Consider the following 15335-nt stretch of genomic DNA (forward strand, 5'->3'; position numbering starts at 1 on the left):
CATCGCAATCGCCTCGGGTACAATCGCGGCCATGCACATCCTTCTCGCCAACGACGACGGTTACCTCGCGCCGGGACTTGCCATGCTGCATGCCGCGCTGGCGCCGCTGGGCCGTATCACCGTGATCGCCCCCGAGCAGAATCATAGCGGCGCATCGAATTCGCTGACGCTGCAGCGGCCGCTGACGGTGTTCGAGGCCAGAGAGGGCGAGCAGAAGGGATTTCGCTTCGTCAATGGCACACCGACCGATTGCGTGCATATCGCGCTGACCGGCCTGCTCGACGAAAAGCCCGACCTGGTGGTGTCGGGCATCAACCAGGGTCAGAACATGGGCGAGGACGTGCTGTACTCCGGCACCGTCGCCGCCGCGATCGAGGGCTATCTGCTCGGCATCCCGTCGATCGCCTTCTCGCAGGTCGACAAGGGCTGGGAACATCTGGATGCCGCGGCCCGCATTGCGCGCGGCATCGTCGAGCGCGCGATCGCGACGCCGCCGCGCGAACCGTTCCTGCTCAACGTCAATATCCCGAATCTGCCGTTCGAACATATCCGCGGGCTGCGCGCCACGCGGCTGGGCAAGCGCCATCCTTCGCAGCCGGTGATCTCGCAGGTCAATCCGCGTGGCGAGACCAACTACTGGATCGGGCCCGCTGGCGACGCGCTCGATGCCAGCGAAGGCACCGATTTCCACGCGACCGCGGAAGGCTTCGTTTCGCTGACGCCGCTGCAGCTGGATCTGACCCATCGCGCCCAGCTCGATACGCTGCGGCAATGGCTCGCATGAGGCCAGCCGCGTGCCGGCCGCCGGGACCATGGGCGCGTTGAGGCCATGAGTTCGAGCCCGCGCCGACCGAAGTTTCCGCTGACGCTCGATTCCGTGGTCGAGCGCAAGCCCGCGCCCGCGCGAACCGCCGGCTTGCCGGCGATGGTGGGCAAGCGCGCGGCCACGCCGGCCCCGGCGCCGACGCCGGCGCGCCGTGTGCCGCCCGCCGCCGCGCCGGTCCCCGCGCCCGCGCCGCCGGGCAGCGCGGTGCAGGCCCGCACCATCGCGGCCAGCGTGGGCGGCGGCGGCATGGCGTCGGACCGCGCGCGCGCCGCGCTGGCCGCGCGGCTGCGCAGCGGCGGCATCCGCGACGAGCGCGTGCTGCAGGCGATCGCCACCGTGCCGCGCCATCTGTTCCTGGAACCAGGGCTGGCCTCGCAGGCCTACGAGGACGCGGCGCTGCCGATCGGCCATCAGCAGACCATCTCGAAACCGTCGGTGGTCGCCCGCATGATCGAATTGCTGCGCCATGGCCTGGCACCCGCGCAGCCGCTCGAGCGCGTGCTGGAGATCGGCACCGGTTGCGGCTATCAGGCCGCGGTGCTGAGCCTGGTTGCGCGCGACGTGTTTTCGATCGAGCGGATCCGGCCGCTGCACGAACAGGCCAAGGCCAATTTGCGCGCGCTGCGCCTGCCCAATCTGCGCCTGCACTATGGCGACGGCATGCTGGGGCTGCCGCAGGCCGCGCCGTTCTCCGCGATCATCCTGGCAGCGGCGGGCATGGAAGTGCCCGAGGCGCTGCTGGAACAGCTGGCGGTCGGCGGTCGGCTGATCGCGCCGGTCGCGGTCGCGTCCGCCGGCGCCGACGGGCATAAGCAGGGGCAGGCCGTGACGCAGCAATTGCTGCTGATCGAGCGCCGAAGCCGGCATCGCTTTCACCGCACCGCGCTTGAAGCCGTTTTCTTTGTGCCATTAAAATCGGGCACCACCTGAGTCGAACTATGCACAACACCGTGACTTCGCAACGTCTTATCCGCGCGGGCCAGCTCGCCACCGCCTCGCTGCTGGCAGCCCTGCTGGCCGCCTGCGCTTCCTCGCCGATGCCCGCGCCCGTGATCGACCGCACCGCCGGCGGTACCGGGACCACGATCGCCCCGGTCGAGCCCGCGCCCCCTGGCTACTATCGGGTCAAGCGCGGCGATACGCTGTATCGGATCGCCCTCGAGAACGGCCAGTCGTATCGCGATGTCGCGGCCTGGAACAATATCGTCAACGCCAATCAGATCGAGGTCGGCCAGCTGCTGCGCATCGTGCCGCCGGGCGCGGACGTCAATGCGGCGACCGGCGTCGCGACGATGCCGGTCGCGCCGGCCGGGGTCCAGGGCCAGCCGCTCGAACAGGCGGGACTGCCGCCGGCCACCACGCCGGGCGTGACCCCGCCCGCAGGCGCGTCGGCTCCCGCCGCCGCAGCGCCGATCCCGGGTGCGGCCGCGGACGGCGCGATCCAGCTGGCATGGCCCGCGCGTGGTTCGCTGCTCGGACGCTTCGACGAGAAGGGCAACAAGGGCATCGATATCAGCGGTCAGCGCGGCGATGCGGTGCTCGCCGCGGACGACGGTCGGGTGATTCACGTAGGCCCCTTGCGCGGCTACGGGAATCTTGTCATCATCAAACACAACGAGACTTTTCTTACTGCCTACGGCCACAACGACAAGGTTGTCGTGACCGAACAGGCAACGGTCCGCCGGGGTCAGAAAATTGCAGAGATGGGCAACTCCGATGCCGATCGCGTGAAACTGCATTTCGAAGTTCGCAGGAACGGGAAACCGGTCGATCCGATGCGGTATTTGCCGCCACAGTGAGGGTTCATGCCACGCCAGAAAACAGTCTCCTCCGGAACCGCCAGCCGCACCCGTCGCGCCAAGCAACCGGAAACACGTTCTGGTGTGGCACATCGTGACGGGCAAGCCGATGGCTACGATCACGACCTGGCGGCCGAGCTGATTCCCCTGACCGACGAACCGATCGCGCCCGGTGCGGGCACGGTAGGTCTGCGCGAGGCCGACCTGATGGCGGACGACGGCGACGCGGTCGCGCGCGACGATGACGAAAGCGAGCGCGAGAACGACGAGGAAGAGGGCGCGACCGAAGCGGTCGCCACCGAACAGGACGAATTCCGCAGCGCCCTGCATACCGAACTCGCCGCCGATACCGTCCAGCACTATCTGAACCGCATCAGCATCAAGCCGCTGTTGTCGGCTCCCGAAGAACTCCATTTCTCGACGCTGGCCAAGGACGGCGATTTCTCCGCGCGTCAGGTCATGATCGAGCGCAACCTGCGCCTGGTTGTCAGCATCGCCAAGGGCTATCTGAATCGCGGCGTGCCGCTGCTCGATCTGATCGAGGAGGGCAACCTCGGCCTGATGCATGCGATCGAGAAGTTCGATCCCTCGCGCGGCTTCCGTTTCTCGACCTATGCCACCTGGTGGATCCGGCAGAGCATCGAGCGCGCGATCATGAACCAGGCGCGTACCGTTCGGTTGCCCGTGCACGTGATCCGCGAACTCAATCAGGTGCTGCGCGCCAAGCGGCATCTGGAGAAGGGCGGTACCGACGGACGCGATGCCAGTCTCGAGGACATCGCGCATCTGCTCGGCAAGACCCCCGACGAAGTGCAGGACGTGCTCGCACTGAACGAACACACGACCTCGCTCGATACGCCGTTCGATCTCGATCCGGGTTCGAGCCTGCTCGACTTCCTCTCGGACGAACACAATGCCGCGCCGGACCAGGAGGTCGCACACCGCGAGCTCGAGAACCTGATGAAGCTGTGGCTGGCGCGCCTGTCCGAGAAGCACCGCTATGTCGTCGAGCGCCGTTTCGGCCTGAACCATATCGAGCCGGCCACGCTGGAAGAGCTGGCCGAGGAGATGGGGCTGACGCGCGAGCGCGTGCGCCAGATCCAGCAGGAAGCGCTGGTCAAGCTCAAGCGGCATTTCGCTTCGCAAGGGGTGCGCAAGGACGCGGTTCTATGACGCCTGTGCTGGTATTCGACATCGAGACGGTTCCCGATGTCGCCGGCCTGCGCCGTCTGCACGACCATCCGCCGGGCCTCTCCGATGCCGAAGTCGCGCAGCTGGCCTTCGCCGCCCGCCGCGAAAAGACCGGCAGCGATTTTCTCCCCCTGCATCTGCAACGCGTGGTCGCGATCTCCTGCGTGCTGCGCCGCACGCAACGCGACGGCACCGCGCTGTTCCACGTCGGCTCGCTAGGCAGCGAGGACGATGGCGAAGCGACGCTGATCCAGCGCTTCTACGAACTGATCGCGCGCTACAGTCCGCAACTGGTGTCATGGAACGGCGGCGGCTTCGACCTGCCGGTACTGCACTATCGCGGACTGGTCCACGGCGTCAGCGCGCCGCGCTATTGGGAAATGGGCGAGGGTCGCGACGACGACAGCCGCGACTTCAAGTGGAACAACTACATCAGCCGCTATCACATGCGGCATCTGGATCTGATGGATCTGCTGGCGATGTACCAGCCACGTGCCAGCGCGCCGCTGGACGACCTCGCCAAGCTGTGCGGTTTCCCCGGCAAGATGGGCATGGACGGCAGCAAGGTCTGGGAGGCGTTCCAGCAAGGGCAGATCGGCGCGATCCGCGCCTACTGCGAGACCGACGTCGTCAACACCTACCTGATGTACTGCCGCTTCCAGATGATGCGCGGCGGGCTGACGCCGCGCGAGTTCGATGCCGAAGTCGAACTGGTCCAGGAATCGCTGGCGGAACTGCCCGGGCCGCAATGGATGGAATATCTGCGCGCCTTCCAACTGCAGCCGGCGAGCCGCGTGGCCGACGACGAACCGATCGACTGAGCAGTCAGGCGGCGCGGCTGCGCTCGTCGTTCCCTTGCTTCCTTAATCGAAGTCGCGCAGCGACAGGCGCAGCGGTTGATGGTCCGATGCCTGCGTGCTGCCGTCGACCTCGCACCGCGTCACCCGCTCCAGCAGATCCTCGGTCACCAGCACGAAGTCGCAGGCGAATGGCGGCTCGTTCCATTGCGCCTTGTCGTAGAGCGCGCAGGTCGGTGCATGCGGTTGGCCGGGATGCAGATGCAGCCAGGCATCGCGCCACGCCGGCGTGCCGTCGTCGAACGGCGCGGTCAGCCTCTGGTAGGCGGTGTCGTCCGGTTTGCTGTTGAAGTCGCCGCAGAGGATAGCGCTGCGCGGGCGCGGCTCGGGCGTGAACGGGCCGAAGCGCTGTTCCGCCGGGCCCGGCCTTGCCGCATGCTGGCAGGCCCCGGCATGCCAGGTGCGCAGGGCCTCGGCCTGCGCATTGCGTTGCAAGGCCGAGTAGTACTCCAGATGGGTACAGATGACACGCACCCGCTGGCCGCCGACCATCACCGTTGCTTCCAGCGCGACGCGCGGCATCGACGCGACCGTCGGATCGGCCGGCCACGGCAGCGCATGGCGGAATACTTCGGTTACGGGCAGCCGCGTCGCGATCAGATTGCCGAACTGGCGCGGCATGCCGTCGGGCCCGAAGCGGTCGACGCCCGGCGCGAACAGCAACTGGTAACCCGGCAGCAGGGCCGCGAGTTCGGCGACCTGATCCGCACCCGGGTCGCCCGGCATCTCGCCGAAGCCGCGCGTCACCTCCTGCAGGCACAGCACGTCGAAGTCGGCCAGTCCGCGCAGCGTCGCCACGGTGCGGGCGAGGTCGACGTGGCCGTCGCAGCCGCGCCCCCATTGAATGTTCCAGTTGATCAGTTCCATCGCTTGCCTCTGCCGGACGGCCGTCGCCTCGCCCATTCCGATCGCGGCGACTGGTCTACAATCGCGCTTTCGCAAAACAATACGTCAGGTCCCGCTGGTGTCTCAAGCCGTGTCTTCCCCGCAATCCGCTCCCGAGCCGGTGCAACAGCCGGTCGCCTCGCCCGCTCCCGTCCGCAAGCGTGGCGGTGCCGCCGCATCGGCCAACGCGTCGGCCACCGGTACTGAGGCCCAGGCCCATCCGACCGTCAGGATCGACAGCCTCGACATGGAGGCGCGCGGTGTCGGACGGCTGGTGAACGAGGACGGCACGCCCGGCAAGGTGATCTTCGTCGAGGGCGCGCTGCCCGGCGAAACGGTGGCCTACCAGAGCTATCGCCGCAAGCCGAGCTTCGAGCAGGCGCATCTGGTCGAGGTTCGCGATCCGTCGGTGATGCGGGTGCAGCCCGGTTGCGTCAATTTCGGCGTCTGCGGCGGCTGTTCGATGCAGCACCTGGACGCGCGCGCCCAGCTGGCAATCAAGCAGCGCGTACTCGAGGACAATCTGTGGCATCTGGGCAAGGTGAAGCCGCAGATGGTGTTCCGGCCGATCGCCGGACCGGACTGGGGCTATCGCTTCCGTGCCCGCCTGACGGTGCGCCACGTGGCCAAGAAAGGCGGGGTGCTGGTCGGCTTTCACGAGCGCAAGAGCAGCTATGTCGCCGACATGACGTCGTGCGAGGTGCTGCCGCCGCATGTGTCGGCGATGCTGGTGCCGCTGCGCGAGCTGGTGGCCGGACTGTCCATTCGCGACCGCATGCCGCAGATCGAGCTTGCGGTCGGCCAGGATGTCACCGCGCTGGTGCTGCGGATCCTCGAGCCGCTGAACGATGCCGACCGCGACCTGTTGCGCGCTTTCGCCGACCAGCACAACGTGCAGTTCTGGCTGCAGCCCAAGGGCCCGGACACGGTGGTGCCGTTCTATCCGCTCGATCGCGAACTGGCCTATACGTTGCCGGAATTCGGCATTCGCATGCCGTTCAAGCCGACCGACTTCACCCAGGTCAACCATCAGATCAACCGCGTGCTGATCAAGCGCGCGCTGCGCCTGCTGGACGCCCAGCCGGGCGACCGGTTGCTGGATCTGTTCTGCGGCATCGGCAACTTCACGCTGCCGCTGGCGACGCAGGGGCGCGAGGTGATGGGCATCGAGGGCAGCGAGGCGCTGACCGCGCGGGCGCTGGCCAATGCCGACTACAACGGCCTGGCACACAAGGTAGCTTTCGCGTGCCGCAACCTGTTCGAGGTCAGCGCGGAGGATATCGCGGCGCTGGGACGGTTCAACCGCTGGCTGGTCGACCCGCCGCGGGAAGGCGCGCTGGCCGTCAGCAAGGCGCTGGCCGAACTGGCGCAGGCCGGCAGCGACGTGCTGCCTGACCGTATCGTCTATGTATCCTGCAATCCGGCCACGCTGGCACGCGATGCCGGCCTGCTGGTGCACGAAGCCGGCTATCGGCTGCGCGGCGCCGGCGTGGTCAACATGTTCCCGCACACCTCGCACGTCGAATCGATCGCGGTGTTCGAGCGCGCGGCCGGGTCCGGGCGAACGCCGCGGCAAGCAGCGGGGCAATAAGAAAGGGCCGGCATTGCCGGCCCTTCGTCATGGCGGTGAAGAAGCGATCGCTTATTCGCGGCTGCCGCCGAAGATGCCCAGCAGCGCCAGCAGATTGACGAAGACGTTGTAGATGTCCAGATAGATCGCCAGCGTCGCCGTGATGTAGTTGGTCTCGCCGCCGTTCACCACGCGCTGCACGTCGTACAGCATGTAGGCCGAGAAGATGCCGATCGCGATGACCGAGACGGTGATCATCAGCGAGGGCAGCTGCAGCCAGATGTTGGCGACGCTGGCCAGGATCAGCAGGATCACGCCGACGAACAGGAACTTGCCCAGGCCGGAAAAATCGCGCTTGCTGACCGTGGCGATGGTCGCCATCGCGGCAAACACCGCCGCGGTGCCGCCGAACGCATACATGATCAGCGCGGGGCCGTTCGAGAACTGCAGTACCGAGCCGATCAGCCGGGACAGCATCAGGCCCATGAAGAAGGTGAAGGCCAGCAGCAGCACGACACCCATGGCGCTGTTCTTGGTCTTCTCGATCGCGAAGAAGAAGCCGAAGGCGATCGCGAGGAACAGGATCAGCGACAGGCCCGGGCTGGCGGCCATGAAGCTGAAGCCGGTGGCCACGCCGATCCAGGCGCCGAGCACGGTCGGCACCAGCGACAGCGCCAGCAGCCAGTAGGTATTGCGCAAGACCCGATTGCGGACGGTGACGGCTCGCGCCGTCGCGCCGGCATTGCCGAACCCATAGGTATTCAGCTTGTCGTTCATGATGACTCCTCATTCAAAGGGCGGTGCCGGAAGAAGCGCCGGCGGACACCTCGCCAATGTGGCATCGTCCTTGCACGATTGCAAGTGCAGAGTGATTCAAGAGGCACTAAAAATCGCGAAACCGTCGAGGAACAGATGAGGCGCTTACGTTGCCTTGGATCGATGGGAGGCGCCGGTGTTCCCGTCCCTTTGTCCCATATCGCGGCGATGGTGCGCCGCGATAATGTTGGGGATGCAGCCCCTTTCGTTTCGCCGCCGCCCGCTCTCGAAACGATTGGGGTCTCGTGCTAGAATCTTGTGTTTCCCAATTTGGTAACCCCTTCATTTTTCGGAGTTTTTATGGCGATCGAACGTACCCTGTCGATTATCAAGCCCGATGCCGTGGCCAAGAACGTCATCGGTCAGATCTACGCCCGTTTCGAGGCCGCCGGCCTGAAGATCGTGGCCGCCAAGATGGCGCATCTGTCGCGCGGCGAAGCCGAGCAGTTCTACGCGGTCCACAAGGAGCGCCCGTTCTTCAAGGATCTGGTCGACTTCATGGTGTCGGGCCCGGTGATGATCCAGGTCCTCGAAGGCGAGAACGCGATTGCGAAGAACCGTGAGCTGATGGGCGCCACCGACCCGAAGAAGGCCGAGAAGGGCACGATCCGCGCCGATTTCGCCGACAGCATCGACGCCAATGCCGTGCACGGCTCCGACGCCCCGGAAACCGCGGCCGTCGAAGTGTCGTTCTTCTTCCCCGGCATGAACGTTTACTCGCGCTGATTGTCTGGCCTGAACCCGGACACTAGACTGCTACCCGAAGCCCCGCTGCCGTCATGAACGCACTCGTCAACCTGCTCGATCTGGATGCGGACGGGCTTGCCGCCTATTGCGGCGAGCTCGGCGAGAAGCCATTTCGCGCGCGGCAGCTGCAGCGCTGGATCCACCAGTTCGGCGCCAGCCAGTTCGACGAGATGTCGGACCTGGCCAAGTCGCTGCGCCAGAAGCTGGCCACGCGCGCCGAGATCCGCGCGCCATCGGCGATCACCGACCACGTGTCGGCGGACGGCACGCGCAAGTGGCTGCTCGACGTGGGCAACGGCAATGCGGTCGAAACGGTCTATATCCCCGAGGAAACGCGCGGCACGCTGTGCGTTTCCTCGCAGGCCGGCTGTGCGGTCAACTGCCGCTTCTGTTCGACCGGCAAGCAGGGTTTCTCCCGCAATCTGACCACCGGCGAGATCATCGGCCAGCTTTGGATGGCCGAATTCGCGATGCGCTCGCAGCTGGGGCGCGGTCCGAAGGACGATCGCGTGATCTCCAACGTGGTGATGATGGGCATGGGCGAGCCGCTGCTGAACTACGACCAGGTCGTGCCGGCGATGCGGCTGATGCTTGACGACAACGCCTACGGGCTGTCGCGCCGCCGCGTCACGCTGTCCACGTCCGGCGTGGTGCCGATGATGGACCGCCTGGCCAGGGACCTGCCGGTCGCGCTCGCCGTGTCGCTGCACGCATCCAACGATGCCTTGCGAGACGGGCTGGTGCCGCTGAACCGCAAGTACCCGCTGGCCGAGCTGATGGCGGCCTGCCGCCGCTATCTGGAGTTCGCCCCGCGCGACTTCATCACCTTCGAATACTGCATGCTGGACCGCGTCAACGACGGCGTCGAGCATGCGCGGGAATTGTTGAAGCTGGTGGCCGACGTGCCATGCAAGTTCAACCTGATCCCGTTCAATCCCTTCCCCGAATCGGGGCTCAAGCGCTCGAACAACGAGCAGATCCGGCGCTTTGCCCAGGTGCTGATGGACGCCGGCATCGTCACGACGATCCGCAAGACGCGCGGCGACGATATCGACGCCGCCTGCGGCCAGCTTGCCGCCGAGGGCCGCGTGCAGGATCGCACCCGGCTTGCCGAGCGCGGCCGCTTCGGCAAGATTCCGCCCGTGGTGGCGGCGCCGGGCGGGGAGGCGCGATCTGCATGAGGCGTCTGCCTGCCGGTCTGCCCGCCGTGGTTCTGGCCGGGCTGGCACTGCTGAGCGCGTGCCAGTCGACCGGCACACCGGGTACCCAGGGCACGCCGGGACAGCAGGCGCCGCAGGCGCGGGACGCCGATCCCGCACCGGCTGCTGCGCATCAGCGCGCCGCGCTGCGGCTGCAACTGGCCTCGCGCTATCTGCAGGCCGGCCAGAGCGCGATCGCGCTCGATGAGGCCCGGCAGGCGATCGCGCTCGATCGGGACCTGACCGACGCCTATCACGTCCAGGCGCTGGCGCAAATGGCGCTACGGCGGCCCGCCGAGGCCGAGCAGAGCTTTCGTGCCGCGCTGTCGCGCCGCCAGGACGACGGCGACTTGCTGAACAACTATGGCTGGCTGCTGTGCGAGCAGGGGCGCTATGCCGAAGGGCTGGCCCAGCTGCAGCGCGCGGTGACCGCGCCCTCTACCGGTGGCACAGCCAGGATGCTGACCAGCCTCGGCGCCTGCCAGTTGCGTCAGGGCGATCTGGCGGCCGCGCACCGCAGCCTGACCGCGGCAGTCGCGCAGCCGGCCACGATGGCGGGCGCCTATTCGAGCGATGCCGCCAGCGATGCCGCGACCCATGCGGCCGCGCACACCCAGCTCGGGCTGCTGTATTGGAAGCAGGGCGATCTGCCGCGCGCCCGTGTGGAGGCGGCGCAAGTCAATGCGGGACGCTTCGCCAGTCCGGCGTCGCTGTGGCTGGGCGCCCGCATTGCGCACCGCGAGGGAGACGCGGCCGCGCAGCAGGCATTGCTGACGCAATTACATAAGCGCTTCCCGGACTCGCGGGAGTCGAGCGCATACCAACAAGGAGCATGGGATGAATGAGCACGAGCGCGCCGAGGGCCAGGCCGTCTCGACCAATGCGAGCGGCAGCGCCAACGCGGTCGCACAGGAGATCGGCGCGAGCCTGGCGAAGGCACGCGCGGCCCAGGGGCTGTCGATCCACGACGTCGGCGCGCGGCTGAAGGTGCCGGCGCAGAAGGTCGATGCGATCGAATCCGGCAATGTCGACGCCTTGCCCGATCTGACGTTCGCCAAAGGTCTGATGCGCGCCTACGCGCGCCTGCTGCAGGTCGATATCGACGCGCTGCTGGCCCGGTTCCATGCCCAGGCCGCGCCGCCGGCGCCCGAGGTGGCGATCCGCCGCCAGGGCAGCCTGAACGCAAGCTTCGACGATCGCCGGCGCTTCCGCAGCAGCGGCGCTTCGGCATCGGGTACCGGCGGGCGCTGGGTCTGGCTCGCGCTGGTCGCGGCCGTGGTCTGCGCCGGCGCGCTGTTCGGCGTCGACCATGTCAAGCAATGGCTCGATGCGCGCGAGCAGCAGTTCACGCAGTCGAGCTCCGAAACCGCGGTCGAGTCCGAATCGGGCACCGTGACCGCGGTGCTGCCGCATGTGATGGGCGGTGCCGCCAGCGAGGCACCGGGCGCCGCGACCGGCACGGAAGGCGCCACCGGCACCGGTACCGGTACTGCCAATGCGTCCGCCACGCTGGCGACCCCGCTGGCCCCGGTGACCGGTCTGTCCGCCACCGCGAACGAGTCGGCGCCGATGGCGGCATCGCCAGCGGCGGCGCCTGTCGCGACCGCCACGCCGGCCGCCGGCGAGCTGCAGCTGCGCTTTAGCGCGCCGACCTGGTATGAGGTCCGCGACGCCAGCGGCAAGGTCGTGCTGGGCGGTACCGCCAAGGCCGGCGACGAGGTCGTCGGTGGTGGCACGGCGCCGTACAAGGTCGTGATCGGCAACGTCAAGGGTGTCGCCGCGATGACCCGCAACGGCGAGCCGGTCGATCTGCAGGCGGCCAACCGCAACAACGTGGCGCGCCTGACGCTGCCCTGATTGATCCGTCGGTCCCGAATCGTTCCCGTTCGTCGACCACACGCCAAAGCAACGAGGTAACCCCATGAACGCACAGGCCTGTCTGCCCGTACTGCCCGGATCGCTGCCGCGCCGCCGCGCTCGGCAGGCGCGCGTGGTCTGGGGCGACAACGTGGTGACGATCGGCGGCGACGCGCCGGTGCGCGTGCAGTCGATGACCAATACCGACACCGTCGATGCGGTCGGCACCGCGATCCAGATCAAGGAACTGGCGCGCGCCGGCTCCGAAATCGTGCGCATCACGGTCAATACGCCAGAAGCCGCCGCGGCGGTGCCGGCGATCCGCGACCAGCTCGACCGCATGGGCGTCGACGTGCCGCTGGTCGGCGACTTCCATTACAACGGACACAAGCTGCTGCAGGACCATCCGGCCTGCGCGCAGGCGCTGTCGAAGTACCGCATCAATCCGGGCAACGTCGGCCAGGGCGCCAAGCGCGACACGCAATTCGCGCAGATGATCGAGATGGCCTGCCGGCACGGCAAGCCGGTGCGCATCGGCGTCAACTGGGGCAGCCTGGATCAGGACCTGCTGGCACGCATCATGGACGAGAACGGCCGGCGCGCCGAACCGTGGCCCGCCCAGAGCGTGATGATCGAGGCGCTGATCACGTCGGCGATCGAGTCCGCGCAGCGCGCCGAGGAAATCGGCCTGCCGGGCGACCAGATCATCCTGTCGTGCAAGGTGTCGCAGGTGCAGGAGCTGATCGCGGTCTACCGCGAACTGGCGCGCCGCTGCGAATATCCGCTGCATCTGGGACTGACCGAGGCCGGCATGGGCAGCAAGGGCATCGTCGCGTCGACCGCGGCGCTGGCGGTGCTGCTGCAGGAAGGCATCGGCGACACGATCCGCATCTCGCTGACGCCCGAGCCCGGGGCGTCGCGCGACAAGGAGGTCCATGTCGCGCAGGAGATCCTGCAGACGATGGGCCTGCGCAATTTCACGCCGATGGTGATCGCGTGCCCGGGATGCGGGCGCACCACCAGCACGGTGTTCCAGGAGCTGGCCGCCAGCATCCAGTCGTACCTGCGCGCGCAGATGCCGGTATGGAAGACCGAGTATCCCGGCGTCGAGGAGATGGATGTGGCCGTGATGGGCTGCATCGTCAACGGTCCGGGCGAGAGCAAGCACGCCAATATCGGCATCTCGCTGCCAGGCTCGGGCGAGTCGCCGGCGGCGCCGGTGTTCGTCGACGGCGTCAAGGTAAGGACTTTGCGCGGCGAGCGGATCGCCGAGGAATTCCAGGCGATGGTCGACGAATACGTGCGGACGCACTACGGCAAGGGGAGCGCGGCGGCCAGTATTGGCCAATGATCGGCCAATGATCGGCCAGTGATCGGCCAGTGATCGGCCACGCGCCCCAGCAACAGAATGACAACCATGAACGCATCCGAGAATCCGGCGCCGGCCAACGGCGGCGCCCAGAACCCAGGCAAGGCCCGCGCGCTGCAGGGTGTCAAGGGCATGAACGACATGCTGCCCGCCGACGCCCCGCTGTGGGAACAGTTCGACCAGGCGGCCCGTGCGATGCTGCGCGCCTACGGCTACCAGCAGATCCGCACGCCGATCGTCGAGCCGACCCAGCTGTTCGTGCGCGGCATCGGCGAGGTCACCGACATCGTCGAGAAGGAAATGTATTCCTTCACCGATTCGCTGAACGGCGAGCAACTGACGCTGCGTCCCGAGGGCACGGCAGCGGTGGTGCGCGCGACCATCGAGCACAACCTGCTGTACGACGGCCCGAAGCGCCTGTGGTACACCGGTCCGATGTTCCGTCACGAGCGTCCGCAGCGCGGCCGCTATCGCCAGTTCCATCAGCTCGGTGCCGAGGCGCTGGGGTTTGCCGGCCCCGATGTCGACGCCGAGATCATCCTGATGTGCCAGCGGCTGTGGGACGACCTGGGCCTGACCGGCGTGCGGCTGGAGATCAATTCGCTGGGCCAGGCCGACGAGCGCGCGGCCCATCGCCAGGAACTGATCCAGTATCTGGAAGGCTTCCAGGACATTCTCGACGAGGACGGCAAGCGCCGCCTGTACACCAACCCGCTGCGCGTGCTCGACACCAAGAACCCCGCGTTGCAGGAGATGGCGGCGAACGCGCCGAAGCTGATCGACTTCCTCGGCGAGGCCTCGCTGGCCCACTTCGAGGGCGTGCAGCGTCTGCTGAAGGCCAACAATATTCCGTTCACGATCAATCCGCGGCTCGTGCGCGGGCTGGACTACTACAACCTGACGGTGTTCGAGTGGATCACCGACAAGCTCGGCGCGCAGGGCACGATCGCCGGCGGCGGCCGCTACGATCCGCTGATCGCGCAGATGGGCGGCAAGCCGGCGCCGGCCTGCGGCTGGGCGATGGGGATCGAGCGGATCATCGAGCTGATGCGCGAGGAAGGCCTGGCGCGCCAGGCCGATGCCTGCGACGTCTATGTCGTGCACCAGGGCGAGGCCGCCGCGCAGCAGGCCATGATCGCCGCCGAGCGCATGCGTGACGCCGGTTTCGACGTGGTCGTGCACGCCACCGCGGACGGCAAGAGCGGCAGCTTCAAGTCGCAGATGAAACGCGCCGACGCGAGCGGGGCTTCGCATGCCGTTATCATTGGCGAGGACGAGCTGGCCGCCGGCGTGGTGCAGGTCAAGGCCCTGCGTGCCGCGGACGGGCAGACCGAGAACAACGGCCAGCAGGCCACGGTGCCCGCCGAGGACCTGGTCGACTATCTGGTCGAATCGATGGTCGCCGGCATGGGCGGCGAGGCCGGCGAAGACCTTCAATGACGCAGGCGCGGCGCTGATGCGCGCGCTTGCCCGACGACAAACCAACGCGGTTGAAACCACGAGATGGCTTACGATCTGGAAGAGCAGGAACAGCTTGAAAACATCAAGGCATGGTGGCGCCAGTACGGCAACTTCCTGACCTGGCTGCTGATCGCCTGCCTGCTGGCCTTCGCGGCCTGGAACGGCTGGAACTGGTGGCAGCGCAAGCAGGCCGGCGAGGCCGCGGTGCTGTACGAACAGGTGCTGAAGGCCGCCGAGGCCCGCGATGTCGAGCGCACCAAGCGCGCGGCCGGCGACCTCGAGGACAAGTACGGCAAGACTGCCTATGGGCAGATGACCGCGCTGGTTGCGGCCAAGGTGCTGTACGAGGCCGGCGATCTGGCCGGCGCCAAGAGCCAGCTGCAATGGGCGGTCGATCACGGTGATGGCGAGTACCAGCACCTGGCGCGCGTCCGGCTGGCCGGCGTGCTGCTCGACGAGAAGGCCTACGACCAGGGGCTGGCGCTGCTGAAGAACGAGCCGCCGAGCCCGTTCGTCGCGCTGTATGCGGACCGCCGCGGCGATCTGCTGGCCGCCCAGGACAAGCGCGACGAGGCGCGCGCGGCCTACCGCCAGGCGCTCGACAAGCTCGGCGTCGACGAGGCCGGCATGCGCCAGATCATCCAGTTCAAGCTGGACGCCCTGGGTACCGCGTAAGCAGGGCCGCCGCCACCGATGCACCGGCCCGGCCGCTGCATCGGCCGTGGTCCATTGCTGACAGAACGCTCCCCATTTCGCTT

15 protein-coding genes are annotated in these 15335 nt (G+C 67.5%); 13 read left to right on the top strand and 2 right to left on the bottom strand.

Annotated elements, in window-relative coordinates:
• The first annotated feature begins 31 nt into the window (after positions 1 to 31).
• From surE to M1D55_RS15345, 5 genes are read left to right on the top strand one after another with little or no spacing between them, the layout of a single operon-like run.
• Complete coding sequence (gene surE / locus M1D55_RS15325) at positions 32 to 784, top strand: 5'/3'-nucleotidase SurE (protein WP_006579632.1); 753 nt, start codon at positions 32 to 34, stop codon at positions 782 to 784.
• Between the two features lie 45 nt (positions 785 to 829).
• Entirely contained in the window at positions 830 to 1756 is a 927-nt protein-coding gene (locus tag M1D55_RS15330; protein ID WP_456282519.1) for a protein-L-isoaspartate(D-aspartate) O-methyltransferase, read from the top strand.
• A gap of 8 nt (positions 1757 to 1764) precedes the next feature.
• Positions 1765 to 2625 carry a peptidoglycan DD-metalloendopeptidase family protein gene (locus M1D55_RS15335; protein WP_064577275.1) on the top strand — a complete coding sequence of 287 codons (861 nt, stop codon included), beginning with the start codon at positions 1765 to 1767 and terminating at the stop codon, positions 2623 to 2625.
• Positions 2626 to 2631: 6 nt separating this feature from the next.
• Positions 2632 to 3798: an RNA polymerase sigma factor RpoS gene (rpoS, locus tag M1D55_RS15340; RefSeq protein WP_043438004.1), complete on the top strand. Its 1167-nt coding sequence runs from the start codon at positions 2632 to 2634 to the stop codon at positions 3796 to 3798.
• Positions 3795 to 4637, top strand: coding sequence for a 3'-5' exonuclease (locus M1D55_RS15345; RefSeq protein WP_064577276.1), 843 nt, complete (start codon positions 3795 to 3797; stop codon positions 4635 to 4637). The genes rpoS and M1D55_RS15345 overlap by 4 nt, the downstream gene beginning before the upstream one ends.
• A gap of 42 nt (positions 4638 to 4679) precedes the next feature.
• Here M1D55_RS15345 and M1D55_RS15350 read toward each other — a convergent pair whose 3' ends face one another.
• Positions 4680 to 5540 (bottom strand): endonuclease/exonuclease/phosphatase family protein, encoded by an 861-nt coding sequence (locus M1D55_RS15350; RefSeq protein WP_456282520.1) that lies wholly within the window; start codon positions 5538 to 5540, stop codon positions 4680 to 4682.
• A 40-nt stretch (positions 5541 to 5580) separates the two neighbouring features.
• Here M1D55_RS15350 and rlmD point away from each other — a divergent pair, with 40 nt between their 5' ends.
• Positions 5581 to 7149, top strand: coding sequence for a 23S rRNA (uracil(1939)-C(5))-methyltransferase RlmD (gene rlmD, locus M1D55_RS15355; protein WP_456282714.1), 1569 nt, complete (start codon positions 5581 to 5583; stop codon positions 7147 to 7149).
• Positions 7150 to 7200: 51 nt separating this feature from the next.
• Here rlmD and M1D55_RS15360 read toward each other — a convergent pair whose 3' ends face one another.
• The gene (locus M1D55_RS15360) at positions 7201 to 7905 is read right to left on the bottom strand and encodes a Bax inhibitor-1/YccA family protein (RefSeq protein WP_456282521.1); all 705 of its coding nucleotides are present in this window, start codon (positions 7903 to 7905) and stop codon (positions 7201 to 7203) included.
• 339 nt (positions 7906 to 8244) lie between these two features.
• On the opposite strand from M1D55_RS15360, the gene ndk reads away from it, so the two are divergent.
• The 7 genes from ndk to M1D55_RS15395 all read left to right on the top strand — a co-directional run bounded on the left by ndk (position 8245) and on the right by M1D55_RS15395 (position 15252).
• The gene (ndk, locus tag M1D55_RS15365; protein WP_006577119.1) at positions 8245 to 8670 is read left to right on the top strand and encodes a nucleoside-diphosphate kinase; all 426 of its coding nucleotides are present in this window, start codon (positions 8245 to 8247) and stop codon (positions 8668 to 8670) included.
• A 53-nt stretch (positions 8671 to 8723) separates the two neighbouring features.
• A complete protein-coding gene (rlmN, locus tag M1D55_RS15370) occupies positions 8724 to 9872 on the top strand; it encodes a 23S rRNA (adenine(2503)-C(2))-methyltransferase RlmN (protein ID WP_456282522.1) in 1149 nt (382 codons plus the stop codon).
• A complete protein-coding gene (locus tag M1D55_RS15375; RefSeq protein WP_456282523.1) occupies positions 9869 to 10735 on the top strand; it encodes a tetratricopeptide repeat protein in 867 nt (288 codons plus the stop codon). The genes rlmN and M1D55_RS15375 overlap by 4 nt, the downstream gene beginning before the upstream one ends.
• On the top strand, positions 10728 to 11747 hold the full coding sequence (locus M1D55_RS15380) for a RodZ domain-containing protein (RefSeq protein ID WP_456282524.1): 1020 nt from the start codon (positions 10728 to 10730) through the stop codon (positions 11745 to 11747). Before M1D55_RS15375 ends, M1D55_RS15380 begins: the two co-directional genes overlap by 8 nt.
• Positions 11748 to 11811: 64 nt before the next feature.
• Entirely contained in the window at positions 11812 to 13098 is a 1287-nt protein-coding gene (gene ispG, locus M1D55_RS15385; RefSeq protein WP_006577122.1) for a flavodoxin-dependent (E)-4-hydroxy-3-methylbut-2-enyl-diphosphate synthase, read from the top strand.
• A gap of 66 nt (positions 13099 to 13164) precedes the next feature.
• Positions 13165 to 14556 (top strand): histidine--tRNA ligase, encoded by a 1392-nt coding sequence (gene hisS, locus M1D55_RS15390; protein WP_064577282.1) that lies wholly within the window; start codon positions 13165 to 13167, stop codon positions 14554 to 14556.
• A gap of 63 nt (positions 14557 to 14619) precedes the next feature.
• Complete coding sequence (locus tag M1D55_RS15395) at positions 14620 to 15252, top strand: YfgM family protein (RefSeq protein WP_006577123.1); 633 nt, start codon at positions 14620 to 14622, stop codon at positions 15250 to 15252.
• Positions 15253 to 15335: the final 83 nt, after the last annotated feature.

Source organism: Cupriavidus sp. JZ107, from assembly GCF_053903255.1.

Bases quoted from the DNA above. Each gene is read 5' to 3' on its own strand.
- surE (WP_006579632.1), top strand. From the start codon at position 32: ATGCACATCCTTCTCGCCAACGACGACGGTTACCTCGCGCCGGGACTT.
- M1D55_RS15330 (WP_456282519.1), top strand. From the start codon at position 830: ATGAGTTCGAGCCCGCGCCGACCGAAGTTTCCGCTGACGCTCGATTCC.
- M1D55_RS15335 (WP_064577275.1), top strand. From the start codon at position 1,765: ATGCACAACACCGTGACTTCGCAACGTCTTATCCGCGCGGGCCAGCTC.
- rpoS (WP_043438004.1), top strand. From the start codon at position 2,632: ATGCCACGCCAGAAAACAGTCTCCTCCGGAACCGCCAGCCGCACCCGT.
- M1D55_RS15345 (WP_064577276.1), top strand. From the start codon at position 3,795: ATGACGCCTGTGCTGGTATTCGACATCGAGACGGTTCCCGATGTCGCC.
- M1D55_RS15350 (WP_456282520.1), bottom strand. From the start codon at position 5,540: ATGGAACTGATCAACTGGAACATTCAATGGGGGCGCGGCTGCGACGGC.
- M1D55_RS15360 (WP_456282521.1), bottom strand. From the start codon at position 7,905: ATGAACGACAAGCTGAATACCTATGGGTTCGGCAATGCCGGCGCGACG.
- ndk (WP_006577119.1), top strand. From the start codon at position 8,245: ATGGCGATCGAACGTACCCTGTCGATTATCAAGCCCGATGCCGTGGCC.
- rlmN (WP_456282522.1), top strand. From the start codon at position 8,724: ATGAACGCACTCGTCAACCTGCTCGATCTGGATGCGGACGGGCTTGCC.
- M1D55_RS15375 (WP_456282523.1), top strand. From the start codon at position 9,869: ATGAGGCGTCTGCCTGCCGGTCTGCCCGCCGTGGTTCTGGCCGGGCTG.
- M1D55_RS15380 (WP_456282524.1), top strand. From the start codon at position 10,728: ATGAATGAGCACGAGCGCGCCGAGGGCCAGGCCGTCTCGACCAATGCG.
- ispG (WP_006577122.1), top strand. From the start codon at position 11,812: ATGAACGCACAGGCCTGTCTGCCCGTACTGCCCGGATCGCTGCCGCGC.
- hisS (WP_064577282.1), top strand. From the start codon at position 13,165: ATGAACGCATCCGAGAATCCGGCGCCGGCCAACGGCGGCGCCCAGAAC.
- M1D55_RS15395 (WP_006577123.1), top strand. From the start codon at position 14,620: ATGGCTTACGATCTGGAAGAGCAGGAACAGCTTGAAAACATCAAGGCA.